The sequence below is a fragment of the Streptococcus mitis genome (assembly GCF_023110375.1).
In the GTDB taxonomy this organism is placed as follows: domain Bacteria; phylum Bacillota; class Bacilli; order Lactobacillales; family Streptococcaceae; genus Streptococcus; species Streptococcus mitis_CI.
The window spans coordinates 196,138-211,299 of record NZ_JALDVV010000001.1 but is presented as its reverse complement, the minus strand read 5'-3'; the positions used below and the strand labels follow the sequence as shown (position 1 = coordinate 211,299).

Here is a 15,162-nt window from a genome sequence, read left to right as displayed (position 1 = left end):
ATACAAATCAAACAACTAAAAATAAATTTATGGTATACTAGTGATAATAAATTGTTATCGGTAGGAGAAATTTATGGGAAATAGTGATAAAATAAAAATTTTTTTGAGTAGACCTAATCCGTTTACTGAAAACCAAGATTTTTTTATCAATGAAATTGTATCGTTATTAAAAAGACATAATTTCGAATGTATTACATTACAAGCTGCAGAATATACTCCATATGAAGTTATGGTATCACTACGTGAGATGATACAAAGAAGCTATGGCATGGTTATTTTAGCAGTTGGTCAAACATATATATCTGAAGGAATTCGTAAAAAAGATGCTGAGGATAATCCTAGATTTTTCGAATCAAAAGAAATCCACTTAGAAAATAAGTGGATTACTAGTGTGTATTGTCAGATTGAAGGAATATTAGCATTAACTTTTGATCTGCCTATATTGACAATTCCTCAGGAAAAATTGACAAGAGAAGGTATTTTACATCAGGGTGAATACTCAATTACATCACCTGAATTTACCTTAGACTCAAAGGAAAAAATTCTTCAATTTGTAGAATCCTCTGAGTTTAGAAAAAGTTTTGATAAATGGAAACAAATGGTTATAGAAAAATATGAATTCATCAAAGGGGGAGAATTAGGTTATAAATAGTTAGTCCATAAGCTTTAACTTAATTCTTTCTAAATCTTCCCTTAAGAGCTTTCTTCCCTCATTTATAGTATTACTTTGTCTCTTGGTTTCGCCATAAACTTTGTCCGATAATGTTTCAATAATTCCGGAAATATATAGAAGCTCTTCTCGGTTAGATTGTAACCAGATATCATCATACATACTAGATTTTCTAATCAAATTTTCTAATGAACCTAATATAATTTTTGCTGTATACTTTGCAGTATAGTAGTGTTCTTTTAAAACTTCGGTATCTGTTTCAACACTTACAATTTTTAACAGCGTAGCACAATAATTTCTAGCACAGTATATATTGTTATCTTCAAAATTCATACCCAATCTATAGTAATTTATAGCTGACAATAAATCTCTTTTATCATTTGTAATATAAAATATTCGTAAAAATATCGCACCATATATCCCTAAAATTTTATGGTAAGTAGTGTTGTTTATATCAAGATAAGTATTAATTTTTCTCTGTGCTTCTCTCAAATTATCTAAGGATTTTTCATCTTTTTTATATGCTGATAACAAGTAGCCCGCTAAAATTTCATCATCGACATACCCTTTTTCTAAAAGTTCTTTATATAAATTTTCTGCTGTTACATACTCTTCGGCATCTTTAAATTTTTTTGCTATTCTTGCTAGGTCCATAAAGGAATTTTGAGATGTTTCTATAGAAATATTATTACTTTCCTCCATAGAATTATTTCTTTCGACAATTGTATATAAGTTATTTTCAAATACCGGACTATCTATAAATCTTTCGTCACTATTTATTGCAGAAGTAATGTACTCTGTGAGTATATCTTTCACTCGAACAACTTCATCAAGTTCATTCACTTTGTCAGAATCATATCTAATTTGAGGTAGGTGAGAAATATCAAAAAAATTAATTTTAGCAGTATGATTATCACATAGGATAATTGTAGATTTAGGTCTCATTGCATGGCGCAGTCCTAATTCATAAATTGCATTTTGATTTAACGTAGTAATGTCAGCAATAACAATATCAGCTTTGAATATACCTTCAATAAATGTTTTTGTAATATTTTGAGTTGTATATACCTCATCAGCTCTAAATCTATTCTCTCCATGAATTGAAGTTAACTCTTTATTTAAAATAACAGGTTTAATAATATTTGAGTATACAGCATTTAAATCAACCTCAATATTTGTATTTGGAATTTTTTTTGTGTTAAATCCCATTACAACAAAACAACTAGTCATTTTTTTACCTCTCCTACCGATAACAATTTATTATCGCTATACAAAGCACCTAAATAGGTTTATAATAGCATGATTATTGATAAAGGAGATTTTTATGGATTATAAACTTATTTCTACTTACTTAGATTATTGCAAAACTCATAAGCGTTTGAGTTCGCACACGATTCGCGCTTATAAGAATGATCTTATGCAATTTTATAACTCAGACTATGATAATGTCGAATCCTATATAGAACAGTTGACACGATCTAACATAAAAACGAATACATTAAGAAGAAAAATTGCTTGTATGAAGGTGTTTTATAACTATCTAAAATACCAGAACATAATTGAAGAGAATCCCTTCAATCAATTGCGCTTTCAATTTAGAACTGAAAAAGTATTGCCTAAAACGATTCCGTATGACATTCTGAAAAGCATTTTTATATATTTAGAACGGAAAGTAATTGTATCTAAAACTGACTATCAAAAACAACACGCTGAAAGAAATCTACTAATTATTTCACTTTTACTTTCAACAGGCATCAGAATTTCTGAACTTTGCCACATTCATCTCAAAGACATTAATCTGTCCAATAAGACACTCCATATTATAGGAAAGGGTAAGAAAGAACGTATCCTATTTTTAGGAGATCAAAAAACATTCAATTTATTAGAAACATATATAAATAAAACAAGAAATGAATCCAATGATTTCTTGTTCCCAGGGAAACATTCACTTAAACCATTGTCAGAGCAAAGTGTACGTTTAGTAATAAAGAGAATCGTTGAACAAAATAACTTTTCTAGAACTATTACACCGCATATGTTTAGACATAGCTTTGCGACAATGCTTCTAGATAGTGATGTAGATATTCGATATATTCAACAAATTCTTGGACACAGTTCTATATCAATCACACAAATCTATACTCACGTATCTCATTCAAAACAAAAAGAAATACTTAGTTCTTTTAATCCTGTATCAGCGTTTCATTCTGAAATCGAATAAGAGAACTTTCCAAAGCCTACAGTTTAGTTCATCTAAAATTAATTTTTGTAGTTCGACTTTAGTTAATAGATTTTATGCTCAACAAAATCAAAAAACATATAAAACTTCACTTTGAATCAGCATTTATAATATATTCTGTATTAAGAACTCCATAATTGTTTTCTAAAATACTGTCTTCAAATATTCTTAAATATAATAAAAAGAGATTGATAAATGAACTTAATTACTGTAAAATCGAATAAAATCCTCCCACAATAAAATAAATTGAGAAATTTATTTCCTACTTAGGTAAATTTCTCAATTTATTTACTTATTTTTATTTTGAAAATTTGGTAAAAAGATTATCTACATTGTTTCTCATAAATATCTAATATGATCTATTCCCAGTAGATTACTATACTCTTATGATTTTATACTTTATTTTTAGTATTTAAATGACTACTTATTATAAAAATTCCAGTAATAAATAAGGCGATTCCTAAACGAACAAAGTTAATCGATTGTTCTTCTCCTGTTTGGGGTAAATTTTTTACTTCCGATTCTATTTTTTTAAAATTAGTTGATGCTATAAAATCTGATTTATATTCATTAAATTTACTGTAAAGTAGTTCAGGATTCTCCTGATTTTTAACAGCAACTACACTATCTTTAGAATTATCCTCTATATTTTCAATAGTCTTTCCAAAAGTATCTTGTGATTTAACTAAAATCTTTTTCTGTAAATTTTCGTCAGAGAGTGGAATATCTTTAGGGATTTGATTTGCAATTGTTTTAATTTTGACTGTATCCTCTTTAATATCCATAGTTTGCATTGAATTTTCTGGATTTATAATATTTTTATTATCATTTTCAAATTCTCTTTTCGGCTTCTCATCAGTTTTTCCAAAATAGAGATAATCGTAAAGTTGTTGTGCAGTTATTCCTCCACCAACCCAACCAGAAATAGTTTTACCATTTTTAAAATAAATAATTGTTGGCGTTCCAGGAATACCGATTGTTTTAAAAATGAACTCTTTAGCAGAATCATCAAAATCAGCACCATCTATATCGTAATATTCTAACTTTTTATCAATCAGCATATTAAACTCTTTCAATACTCCAGAAAATTCACGACAATGATAACATGACCCTCTTCCAAAATATAAAGTATGTTCCGAATCTTCTGAAGTGAATATCTGACGAACTTCAGCAATACTAATTTTATTAAAATCAGACACATTTGAAGCGTATTCTTCAGATGTTACTGAGTTCACGTCATCAGTTTCTTTCTTAGTAATTTCCTTCGTCGATTGCTGAACATTTTCACTATCGGTAGATTTTTGTTCAAGTAAAGATTCGTTACTAGTTTCTATTACAGCTGGTGCTAAATTTAAAGTTGATGGCACTGTATCAGAAAATTTTGTTTCAGCACTTTCAGCTAAAACAAGATTCGGACTAATGGTGACTAATACTGCAGTACTAACTAATAATGATTGTAATAAATATTTCTTCATAATGTGGCTCCTTTTTTATTGATAATTTTATTTTACACATTTTTAAATTAAATTTTCAAGCAAATCCTAAAAGGTAGCTATATTATACCGAAATGGTATTTTACTATATAATATTCATTTATCAAAAAATTATAATTATCTTAATCTGGAATATATTTAATTGTAAAAATACTGATTATGATATTTTTCGCTCTGCAGAATAGAAACATCATTTACTTTCAAAATAATGATTAACACAATCATATTTATTTTTAAAAAGATTTCTTAACTACCTCCTCTCTCAGGCTACATAAGCGTTTTATTCGGATTTCCTATATTTTATGAACAATAACCACCATTTATGTTTTCATACTACCATCCTACCAAACAAATAATAAAAACAGACAATTCTACTTTCAATTGTGTACCCTTTCGCTCCTCTTCCATTATAGAATCATCCTGACTACTATAGGATTGACTGACTTCTCATGATTCGTTGTTAACTATGCTTTCAGCTATCATCAGAATCTCACCTCAATATATAAGTTGTACATCTTTCCTCATTACTCTCGTGATTTACATATACCTATTTGAACTTTAGAGTTCTGAAATCCCTCATCTACTATACATGACTTACTATCCCTTCCTCTTCCTACTACCTCATGATTATCCTGCTTACGAGTAACTATTTAGCCCACCAGTAGCGGGTGCGGGTTCTCACGGAGAACTTACACCTCAGATGAGATACTTGACCTTCTCATCGTACCCAAATAATTAGGCTAGTCAAAAACTCATTTTTAGGAAAAATAGTGTGAATCTCACTACAATAAAACGCATAATATCAAGGTTGTTCATTCAATACCTGATAATATGCGTTTTTCTGATTTTAAAGACTTTTCCCAGCCTATTTGATTATTATATTGTACAAATGAGTTAAATTAAGATTATGAAATTTAACAAATTTGAAATGATTTTAATATCTTTTATACTCTCTAAAAACACCTCTGTAATACATCATAATACCTATTACAGCAATAAATTTATGAATAATAGTATTTGATCCGAATAAAATGTTTAGGACTATAGTCGTCATTATAAAACTAATTGCAAATATAAAACAACGCTTCATTTATGCCTCAACTAACTGTATCGTAGCAAAAAGCTCCAGTTCCACCAAGAAATCCTACAATAGCTCCACCAGGTCCAAAACCAGCACCACCCAAAATAGTAGAACCCAGTGTACCAACAATACATCGTGCAGCATCTAAACCACCATTAATGATAGTTAGTTCGCTCGTATCAACTGTATCAAATTTTTCTAAAATATCAAATGTCATAATTATAATTCCTTAAAATTTTGTTTTAGCTAAAAATTATTACATGCAAAAACTTGCAACTCCTACTAACACTCCTCCAAGTACTCCCCAAGGTCCTGCTACAGCACCAAGACCTCCTATACCAACAATACCTTCAAAGCATGAAACTCCACCTTCAATATTGGATAGCATTACTTCATCCATTACTTCAAATTGTTTCACCATTGTATTCATAATGAATACCTCCTATATAATAGATATTTTTTGTCAGATTGTAACCCTGACAAGTTCAGTATAGCAGAACAAAAGAGAGTTTTACCGTAAAGTCTTTAAATGTACGATTTTCATCACGAAACGTATTTTTTCATAATTTGTAACCATTTATGATTAAAAATATGCTGTTAACAAAATGGTGTTAACTAATTTTCAAACCCAAAAATACCACTCAAGATATTATATGCTCCATTTAAGATTTAATCACTTTTTCTACCTATTTTTTGTCATAATAGTCTTGTAAATAAAAAGAAAGGATTTAACAAATGACATCTTACAAACGAACCTTTATCCCTCAAATCGACGCTAGGGACTGTGGAGTCGCCGCTTTAGCGTCTATTGCAAAGTTTTATGGTTCTGACTATTCCTTAGCTCATTTGCGAGAACTAGCTAAAACAAATAAAGAAGGAACGACTGCTCTTGGTATCGTCAAAGCAGCCAAAGAAATGAATTTTGAAACAAGAGCTATCCAAGCGGATATGAGCCTCTTTGAAACGGAAGACTTACCTTATCCATTTATCGTTCATGTTAATAAAGAGGGCAAACTACAACACTACTACGTTGTCTATCAAAATATAAAAAAATATCTTATCATTGGTGATCCTGATCCTACTGTCAAAGTAACAAAAATGACCAAAGAGAGATTTGCTTCCGAATGGACAGGTGTAGCTATCTTTCTGGCTCCATCTCCCAGCTATAAACCTCATAAGGATAAAAAAAATGGTTTGATGAGCTTTCTCCCCTTAATTTTCAAGCAACGCTCACTTATTTTTTATATCATTTTAGCTAGTCTCTTGGTGACTCTTATCAATATTGGTGGCTCATACTATCTTCAAGGAATTTTAGATGAATATATTCCTAATCAGATGAAATCAACTCTTGGCATTATCTCCATTGGACTGATTATCACCTATATACTTCAACAGATGATGAGTTTCTCACGAGATTACCTCTTGACCGTACTTAGTCAGCGATTAAGTATTGATGTGATTCTCTCCTATATTCGCCACATCTTTGAACTTCCTATGTCCTTCTTTGCGACACGGCGAACCGGTGAGGTCATCTCTCGTTTTACAGATGCCAATTCAATCATTGACGCTCTCGCTTCGACGATTTTGTCACTCTTCCTTGATGTCTCTATATTGTTCATTATTGGTAGTGTACTTTTGGTACAAAACACCAACCTCTTCCTTCTCTCACTAATATCAGTTCCTATTTACATCATCATTATTTTTGCTTTTATGAAGCCCTTTGAAAAGATGAATAACGATGTAATGCAGAGCAATTCCATGGTAAGCTCTGCTATTATTGAAGATATCAATGGTGTAGAAACCATCAAATCCCTAACTAGTGAAGAAATTCGATACCAAAAGATTGATAGCGAATTCGTGGATTATTTGGACAAATCTTTCAAACTCAGTAAATATTCTATCCTACAGAGCAGCCTTAAACAGGGAGCTCAACTCATACTGAATATTGTTATTTTGTGGTTTGGTGCTCAGATAGTTATGACAGGTAAAATTTCCGTTGGACAATTGATTACGTTTAACACACTCTTATCTTACTTTACTAATCCCTTGGAAAATATCATCAACCTCCAAACAAAACTTCAGTCTGCAAAGGTAGCCAACAACCGTCTTAATGAAGTTTACTTAGTCGAATCTGAGTTCAAAAATACTCAGACCTTAACTGATTCACCGTTTCTGGCTGGTGATATTTGTTTTGAAGACATTTCATATAAATATGGTTTTGGACGCGACACCCTAAATAACATAAATCTATCTATCAAACAAGGTGATAAGGTCAGTATAGTGGGAATTAGCGGATCAGGGAAAACGACCTTGGCTAAAATGATTGTCAACTTTTTTGAACCTTACAAGGGACGAATCACTATTAACAACAATGATCTCAAAATGATTGATAAAAAGGTTCTTCGACAACACATCAACTACCTACCTCAACAAGCTTATATTTTTAGTGGATCAATCTTAGAAAACCTAACCTTGGGAGCTAATCAAATGATTAGTCAAGAAGATATTATCAAAGCCTGTGAGATAGCAGAAATTCGCCAAGACATCGAACAAATGCCTATGGGATACCAAACAGAACTATCAGATGGAGCTGGATTATCAGGTGGTCAAAAACAACGGATTGCTTTGGCTAGAGCATTACTGACTAAAGCTCCTGTACTTATTCTTGATGAAGCAACTAGCGGACTTGATGTTTTAACTGAAAAAAAGGTTATTGAAAATTTGATGGCCATGACTGACAAGACCATCATCTTTGTTGCCCATCGTCTTAGTATATCTGAACGAACTAACCAAGTCATTGTCCTTAACCAAGGGAAAGTTATAGAGACTGGCTCTCATCAAGAATTGATGAGCAAACAAGGTTTCTATCATCATTTATTTAGCAAATAAGGAGACTTATCATGAACCCAAAGCTATTTAAAAGTGCAGAATTTTATCAGCGCCGCTACCATAATTTTGCGACACTCTTAATTGTACCATTAGTCCTATTACTAAGTTTCTTGCTTATCTTCTCTCTATTTGCCCAAAAAGAAGTCACCGTCACATCGAGAGGAGAGATTACACCAACTCAAGTCATCGCTTCAATCCAATCAACTAGCAATAACACCATAACAACTAATAATCTGTCCAATAACCAATCGGTCAAAAAAGATGACGTCGTTATCAAATACGCTGAAACAATGGAGAAATCCCAAAAACAAGCTCTTGAAACACAGCTAGCTACCCTAAATCGGCAAAAAACTGCAATCGAGACTCTCAAAGCAAGTCTGTCACAAGGAAATAACCTCTTTACAGGAGAAGATGAGTTCGGTTATATTAATACCTTTAACAACTTTATCACACAATCTCAAGATATAGAGTTAGGCATCTCTAAAACCAATGCAGAGGTTAATAATCAACTAGCTTTAGCAGGAAATACCGCCACTGCTATAGAGAAACAAATCAATAATATCTACAAACAAATAGCAGAGTATGAGGAACTTAGTCAAGCTATCACTAATAAAAGTTCGAGTTTGTCGGCTAGCAATCCACACAAAGCTACTTTAAATTCCTACTTAGTCCAATCCCAGCAACAATCTCAGCAAGGATTAGCTGATCAATATCTTTCTCAAATTAATCAGAGTATCTCAAGTCTAAAATCCTCTATCGCTAGTCTTAATATTCAACGAGCAGGTACAGGAAGTGTTGCGACTTACGATAGTAGTTTAGGAACCAAAGTAGAAGTCCTACGAACCCAATTTCTACAATCGGCATCTCAACAGCTGACAACTGTTGAAACACAAATCACAGAGCTGACAGCTCAACTTGGTCAAGCAAATGTTAACTTTGAACACAACACTATTAAAGCCCCAGGTACAGGAATCATTCATTTAAATAATGAATTTGATGGAAAAACTCTAATTCCAAACGGTAGTGAAATCGCCCAAATTTACCCCATTATTCAAGAAACTAAAGAGGTACTTATCACTTACTATGTCACTTCTGAGTATGTCCCTTTACTTAAAGAAGATCAGGTCGCACGTCTTAAACTAGAAAAAATCGGAAATCAAAGCACCACAATAATTGGGAAAATAAATTCTATTGATAGAACAGCAACAAAAACTGAACAAGGAAATCTTTTTAAAGTGACTGCACTAGCTCAAATACCAGATAAAGACAGTAACATCATACAATATGGTTTACAAGGCCAAGTAACGAGTATCATTGCTAAAAAAACTTACTTTGATTACTATAAAGATAAAATCCTCAATAACTTATAGATAACACTTTATAATCATATAGGTACCTTTTGGGATTTTCAAAATATTTTATTTATAATTAGGATATAAACGAAGGAGTTCTAAAAAATGGACAAAAAACAATTATCTCTAAAAAAGTTTCCAACAATAAGTTCTGAAGATCTGTTAAAGATTTATGGAGGAAACCTCTGGAAGAATTTTGATAATCTTATGCTTAACAAGCACAGATATTCTCGATTTCTTAACTAGTCAAACCTTTAATTATAGACAAAAAAACATTAAACATAATTGACTATTTGTCAACTGTAGTAGTTTTTTATCAGCTAGCATCTGTCGTGAGAACTAGTTAGTGAAGCTGGGCAAAAACCACTTCTAACTATCAAAAAAACGAGCATTTCTGAATTGCGGAAATGCTCGTTTTTTTTGATATCATGATTTATAATTAAAATAAGAAAAAACAATTATAAATCCATTACAATGTATAAAGATTATAACACAAATCAATTAAGTTTAGAAGTAAATCTTGCCTACGATATTCCAACAACTCACGAATCGAGAATGATCATCCTCTTTATAGACAGTATCCCTAACTAAGTGTTACTGGAAGAGACCTCTTATACTGCCTTTCATCCAACTATGCTCATGAAGATAACATTGTACGCTTATTTTCGTCAAGTGTTCTCCGAACATAAAATCGTTCAAGTAAATGAGGAAGTGATCCCCATGAAATTGTTTAACCAAGATACCTATGTTAACTATAAAACAATTAATAATACTGATAAATTAAAACGTATTATAAATTTCATATAGAAGTATATAATATTATTGTGAAACTTTTTATATAGAAAATATGTTTAAAAATCTAATTTTTAAACTAGAACTATTTCACATTTAAATGTCTATAAAGCTATAACAAAAGAGCCCCTCCTTAAAATATTCAATAGAATATCCTAAGAATGATAGCTCTTTTAAAGTTCTATTTCCAAAATCTGTGTAAAGACATAATTTTTACTTGTAGTTTTCAAACATACATTTGGATAAGATTTTAAGATTCTTCGAACATTGGCCAATCCTATACCCCGTCCTACTCCTTTTGAAGAATTGTCACGCTTGAATATATCTCTCAGTTCGATCTCTCTTTCTAAAGTAGAATTTTTAACAATCATGACTAATTTATTCCATTCTGTATCCTCAAGAAAACAAACTGCTATTCCTCCTTCTGCTGCGGACTCTATAGCATTATCTAACAAGATAGAAGTAATTGTTAAGAAGTCAATTTGTTCCATATTTTTTATAGAGAACTGTTCACTAATCTCCAGGGAAACTGGAACAGATAAGTTTTGGGCCTCCGATAACTTAGATAATAGTAAACTCTTTAGCGCCAAATCATTGATATTTCTTAGTTGTGCTACGTCAAAACGCTTACCTTTTAATTTTTCACCAGAATTTTTTAAAACACTATCATAAACTTGAGAAACTAGATTAATATCTTTTTGATCTATACCTATTTTTAAGCTTGACAAAATATTAACATAATCATGTCTAAAGCTTCTAATTTCTTGATACAGCCCTTCAACTTGTTGACTATAATTGCTAAGATTTTGCAATTGAATTTCTTTTTGTAAAACAACTTGCTCCTGTAATTCTTGAAGTAATTTTCTATCCAAGAGATTAATAAAACAAATAAACAATAAAAAGTAAACTGCTGTCAATAATTCTTTATAATCTAACATTCTATCCTGGCTTATTTTATCAATGTAGTTCATATAAGGCGGTAAGATAAAATAAGTAAGCATTAAAATATCCGCAGTAATTAAGATAAATTTTGTTTTTCTATCCAAGTTCTTTATTTTTAAATGACTAAAATTATATTGAAAGAGACTAATAAGAAAAAACACAATAATTTCAGCTAATAAAGAGAAAATCATTATTCCTAGATTAGTTTCATATAGTCTATTCAATATTGGAATGTTATAAATTACAAAGAAACCTAAAAAATTTTTGATGACATCCCAAAATCCAAGTGGAAATAATGAGTAAAAAAGTAATAAAGAGACCTTATTTCTTAATTTACCAATAGACAAAGTATATAGGATAAAAAAGGTAGGATATATTAATAATGACCCAAAAGAATAAAATGCAGTTGATTCAAATACAACAATAAATAGTAATGTTGAAAGATAGTACAGAATAATGGATACTACTACTTTTTTTAGGTTTAATCTCTCATCTACAACCTTAGAATGGATACATAATAATAGAAAAACACCTATAATATCTAGTAAAAATATCATCTAAATCTCCTTAGTCATGAAGTCTTTCGATAGCTTTCATAAGTGGACGAATTTTTAATCTAGAGACAATACAAGAGGACCCGTTCTGAAAATGAACTAACCGATTTTCTTTATCAATTAAAGATATATTATAAGGATTTACGATAAATGATCTATGACATTGAAATAAACGTGGTTCCTGTTTAAGAATATCTGACAATTGTCCATAAAATTCAACTATGTCTCGTTTGGAATAGAGAGTCAACTTATGAGCAATTGTTGATGTTTCAATATACAATAAATCTTTAAAAGGGACTTGAATTTGAGCTTTGGATCCTGTAAATATAAAAGAGTCCTCAGATACTGTTCTTCTTTGATTATCGCTAACACTTGAAATAACATTTTCAATTCGTTTGATAAATAATGGTTCAGGTAATTCTTTATCAATGAAATCAATAGCTGATACTAAATATTCAAAAGATACAGGCATAAACTCAGAATGTGATGTTACAAAAGCAATCACTGCTTGAGAATCAAGTTTTCTAATTTCTCTAGCAACGTCTAATCCTCTTTTGTCATCATCTTTTATTTCGATATCAAGTAAAAATAATTGATGATTTCCTCTCTCTGAAATGTCCTCTAAAAGCTGTTGAGGTTTTCCATAAACCTCAAAATGCCTATACTCAATCTTATTATCCACCAAAATTTTTTTGACAATATTTTCAATTCTAGTCTGTTGTAAAAAATTATCTTCTAGTATAAAAATATTCACTACTTCACTCCTATATATTTTTCCACTGATTTTTTAATATTGTAAAGTGTCTTCTAGAACAAGCGATGTCTGATACTCTATCATCCATAAACATAATCGTTCTTGTCTCATGATTAAATCCTGCTATTTTATGTTTATTCACAAGAAATTTTCTATGGCATCTAATAAGTTCTTCTGAACTTTCCTCTTCAATTTTAGCTAGTGAGGTTGAAGCTTCAAAATTCCCTTCGGCTGTTACAAAAAGAACAGCATGAGCTTTTGTTGGGTGAGTTGTAACATAATAAATTTTAGAGAGTGGTACCTTTACTATAGCTCTATCTTGATATAAAATGTAGTCTTTCATATTTAGCCTCCTTCTATCAGTTTAATCTTATCAGAATGATGGAAATTAAATTATAAAAATCTCAAATGGTTTCTATACTATCTCAAATGGTAGAAATTTTCTTAATTTAGACATTTCATGATAAAATAGATACTTTTTAGTAACTCAATAATACTAATCTATCTTCATTTGATAAACTAATATCAAATGAAAGGAAAGCTATGAAGACAATTCAAATTTTACACTACTCTTTATTTGGCTATATTTTATCTCTGTATTTAAAATATTATTTCTTTAAAAAGAATACAAAAATTTTACAAGGACATAAGATTAACTACAAATATAAATCTTCTACTTATTTTATCATAAAATCAGGGTCTCTAACATCTAAAAAAATGAAACTCTATTTAAAATCTATCCAATTTAGTTCAAAAAAATCAGAAGTTATCATCATAGGCAGTCAGATTGATTATGATGAGCTTTATAGAAACCACTTTAGTGTGTTTGGTGTTATAGACATAACTAATAACAAATCATTAAAATATATTAAAGAAAAAATTCATTTTTACTTGGAAGAGCTCTATGAATTGAAGAAGGATGAGAATGATTAAGTGTCTTGAATAAATTCTCAGTCTTATAACTTTATATTCGTAATCATCCATCCATTTCATCATAGAATTTTGATTTACTTCGATTTCTTACTACAGTTTGATAGCAGGCGTTATGCCCGTTTTAGAGTACTGATATTTTACCAGTCTTCTGTATTCTGAGTCTGAATTATTGAGATTAATTAGAACGTATGCTATTTTTTTAATGCTGACGTTCGTTACCTACCTATGTTTGGGGATATTCCTGCTGTCATCGGAGAATTTACGAATTAGTTCACTCGCTCACATATAACAATTTAGTTCTGAAATTTCTTTATTCATAGTAGTCTCTCGTATAAAGGAAATTGTAGAAATTGTTCTGCTATCCTCGTGAATACCCTAGTTACAGTTTGCTATTAATACCTAGCCTTCTTTTTTGTCGCCGTAACTCATCTTGATTAAAAGACCACTTTTAACCAACTATTCAGCCTTATGATTTATACTTCTTTTCGTAAATTTAATACTACTAAACCCTATTGTCAACACAAATATGACCACTAAATGTCTACCAATAGGAAGAATGGTTTTATCAATTATGTATTCATCTCCGCTTCATTTGTGATAAACCAAGCATATCAACTGCCAGTTACAGATTTTATTCCCAGTGTGAATGAAATCTGTGCTGCCACTATTCTAGCTGTGATTGGACCAACTGTTACAACCTTTTAAATAACCCATGAAACTCGAAACACTTATCCTAGGTGGAATACTTGCTAACATATGTACATGTTCTAGCATTAAGTGACCATCGATAATTTCAACTCCTTTATAACTACACAAGCGATGAAATATTTCGTCTAAACTACTTCGATATTGATTATAGATGATTTTTCGTTTATACTTAGGGGTGAACACAATGTGATACTTACAGTGCCACTTTGTGTGCGATAAACTATGAGCCTTTTGTGCCATATTTTTCTCCTTTCGCTTTACAATTGGCTTGAACACCTTTATTGTATCGCGTTCGGAGTTTTTTTGGTATAACCTTCGACGCACACCCGCATAGCAGGTGGTTTATTTGTCTCACACCTAACAGAGCGAGACGAACTGAAAGTCACATAATAAAAAACACCAGCTAAAGCTAGTGTTCAAATGGAATGGCCTACAATCTATTTCTTTCGTGAGACATAATTCATCACTATAGTCAATAAACAAATTGAAAAAATACCAAACTCTAACAAATTAACTGAATGATATATTAGAGATACTCCGTTTACTAAAATCAAAAAATTGAACGGAAACATCTTTTTCATATCTCTAGCAAAAACTTGCTGCAGCAATTATACCAGTAGCAATTAGTGCAGCAGGATTCAGTCCCGAAGCTAAATAAAATGTAGCAGCTGTCCCCAAGATACACTTAGCTGAGGCTCCACCTTCAACAACAGAAAGTTCTTCTTCTGACAAATTTATATAGTTTTTCATAAGTT

The 15,162-nt window shown here is 30.9% G+C and carries 13 protein-coding genes and 2 pseudogenes; 6 read left to right on the top strand and 9 right to left on the bottom strand.

Annotated features, from left to right (window positions below):
- Positions 1-73: 73 nt before the first annotated feature.
- On the top strand, positions 74-652 hold the full coding sequence (locus M1G12_RS01050; protein WP_049532747.1) for a hypothetical protein: 579 nt from the start codon (positions 74-76) through the stop codon (positions 650-652).
- On the opposite strand, the gene M1G12_RS01045 is transcribed toward M1G12_RS01050, so the two are convergent.
- Positions 653-1,900, bottom strand: a complete 1,248-nt coding sequence (locus tag M1G12_RS01045) for a hypothetical protein (RefSeq protein ID WP_049532746.1) — start codon at positions 1,898-1,900, stop codon at positions 653-655.
- Between the two features lie 94 nt (positions 1,901-1,994).
- On the opposite strand from M1G12_RS01045, the gene M1G12_RS01040 reads away from it, so the two are divergent.
- On the top strand, positions 1,995-2,891 hold the full coding sequence (locus M1G12_RS01040; protein ID WP_219137284.1) for a tyrosine-type recombinase/integrase: 897 nt from the start codon (positions 1,995-1,997) through the stop codon (positions 2,889-2,891).
- A gap of 410 nt (positions 2,892-3,301) precedes the next feature.
- On the opposite strand, the gene M1G12_RS01035 is transcribed toward M1G12_RS01040, so the two are convergent.
- The 3 genes from M1G12_RS01035 to M1G12_RS01025 form a co-directional block, all read right to left on the bottom strand.
- On the bottom strand, positions 3,302-4,384 hold the full coding sequence (locus tag M1G12_RS01035) for a DUF6568 family protein (protein ID WP_219137285.1): 1,083 nt from the start codon (positions 4,382-4,384) through the stop codon (positions 3,302-3,304).
- Between the two features lie 1,115 nt (positions 4,385-5,499).
- Entirely contained in the window at positions 5,500-5,700 is a 201-nt protein-coding gene (locus tag M1G12_RS01030; protein ID WP_219137286.1) for a bacteriocin BlpI, read from the bottom strand.
- A gap of 39 nt (positions 5,701-5,739) precedes the next feature.
- Complete coding sequence (locus M1G12_RS01025; RefSeq protein ID WP_219137287.1) at positions 5,740-5,913, bottom strand: Blp family class II bacteriocin; 174 nt, start codon at positions 5,911-5,913, stop codon at positions 5,740-5,742.
- A gap of 305 nt (positions 5,914-6,218) precedes the next feature.
- On the opposite strand from M1G12_RS01025, the gene M1G12_RS01020 reads away from it, so the two are divergent.
- The 3 genes and pseudogenes from M1G12_RS01020 to M1G12_RS01010 form a co-directional block, all read left to right on the top strand.
- A complete protein-coding gene (locus tag M1G12_RS01020; protein ID WP_247933197.1) occupies positions 6,219-8,372 on the top strand; it encodes a peptide cleavage/export ABC transporter in 2,154 nt (717 codons plus the stop codon).
- A gap of 11 nt (positions 8,373-8,383) precedes the next feature.
- Positions 8,384-9,742, top strand: coding sequence for a bacteriocin secretion accessory protein (locus tag M1G12_RS01015; protein ID WP_247933196.1), 1,359 nt, complete (start codon positions 8,384-8,386; stop codon positions 9,740-9,742).
- 456 nt (positions 9,743-10,198) lie between these two features.
- Positions 10,199-10,528, top strand: a pseudogene (locus tag M1G12_RS01010) (IS5/IS1182 family transposase); the annotation flags it as partial.
- Between the two features lie 161 nt (positions 10,529-10,689).
- Here the strand turns inward: M1G12_RS01010 and M1G12_RS01005 are convergent.
- From M1G12_RS01005 to M1G12_RS00995, 3 genes are read right to left on the bottom strand one after another with little or no spacing between them, the layout of a single operon-like run.
- On the bottom strand, positions 10,690-12,015 hold the full coding sequence (locus M1G12_RS01005; protein ID WP_247949242.1) for a GHKL domain-containing protein: 1,326 nt from the start codon (positions 12,013-12,015) through the stop codon (positions 10,690-10,692).
- 10 nt (positions 12,016-12,025) lie between these two features.
- On the bottom strand, positions 12,026-12,766 hold the full coding sequence (locus M1G12_RS01000; protein ID WP_001019940.1) for a response regulator transcription factor: 741 nt from the start codon (positions 12,764-12,766) through the stop codon (positions 12,026-12,028).
- A gap of 10 nt (positions 12,767-12,776) precedes the next feature.
- Complete coding sequence (locus M1G12_RS00995; protein ID WP_024057774.1) at positions 12,777-13,109, bottom strand: LytTR family transcriptional regulator DNA-binding domain-containing protein; 333 nt, start codon at positions 13,107-13,109, stop codon at positions 12,777-12,779.
- Between the two features lie 200 nt (positions 13,110-13,309).
- On the opposite strand from M1G12_RS00995, the gene M1G12_RS00990 reads away from it, so the two are divergent.
- Complete coding sequence (locus M1G12_RS00990; protein ID WP_247949241.1) at positions 13,310-13,699, top strand: hypothetical protein; 390 nt, start codon at positions 13,310-13,312, stop codon at positions 13,697-13,699.
- 696 nt (positions 13,700-14,395) lie between these two features.
- On the opposite strand, the pseudogene tnpA reads toward M1G12_RS00990, so the two are convergent.
- Together tnpA and M1G12_RS00980 are read right to left on the bottom strand one after the other, a co-directional pair.
- A pseudogene (tnpA, locus tag M1G12_RS00985) lies at positions 14,396-14,647 on the bottom strand (IS200/IS605 family transposase); the annotation flags it as partial.
- Between the two features lie 345 nt (positions 14,648-14,992).
- The gene (locus M1G12_RS00980) at positions 14,993-15,157 is read right to left on the bottom strand and encodes a Blp family class II bacteriocin (protein ID WP_219137294.1); all 165 of its coding nucleotides are present in this window, start codon (positions 15,155-15,157) and stop codon (positions 14,993-14,995) included.
- Between the last annotated feature and the right edge of the window lie 5 nt (positions 15,158-15,162).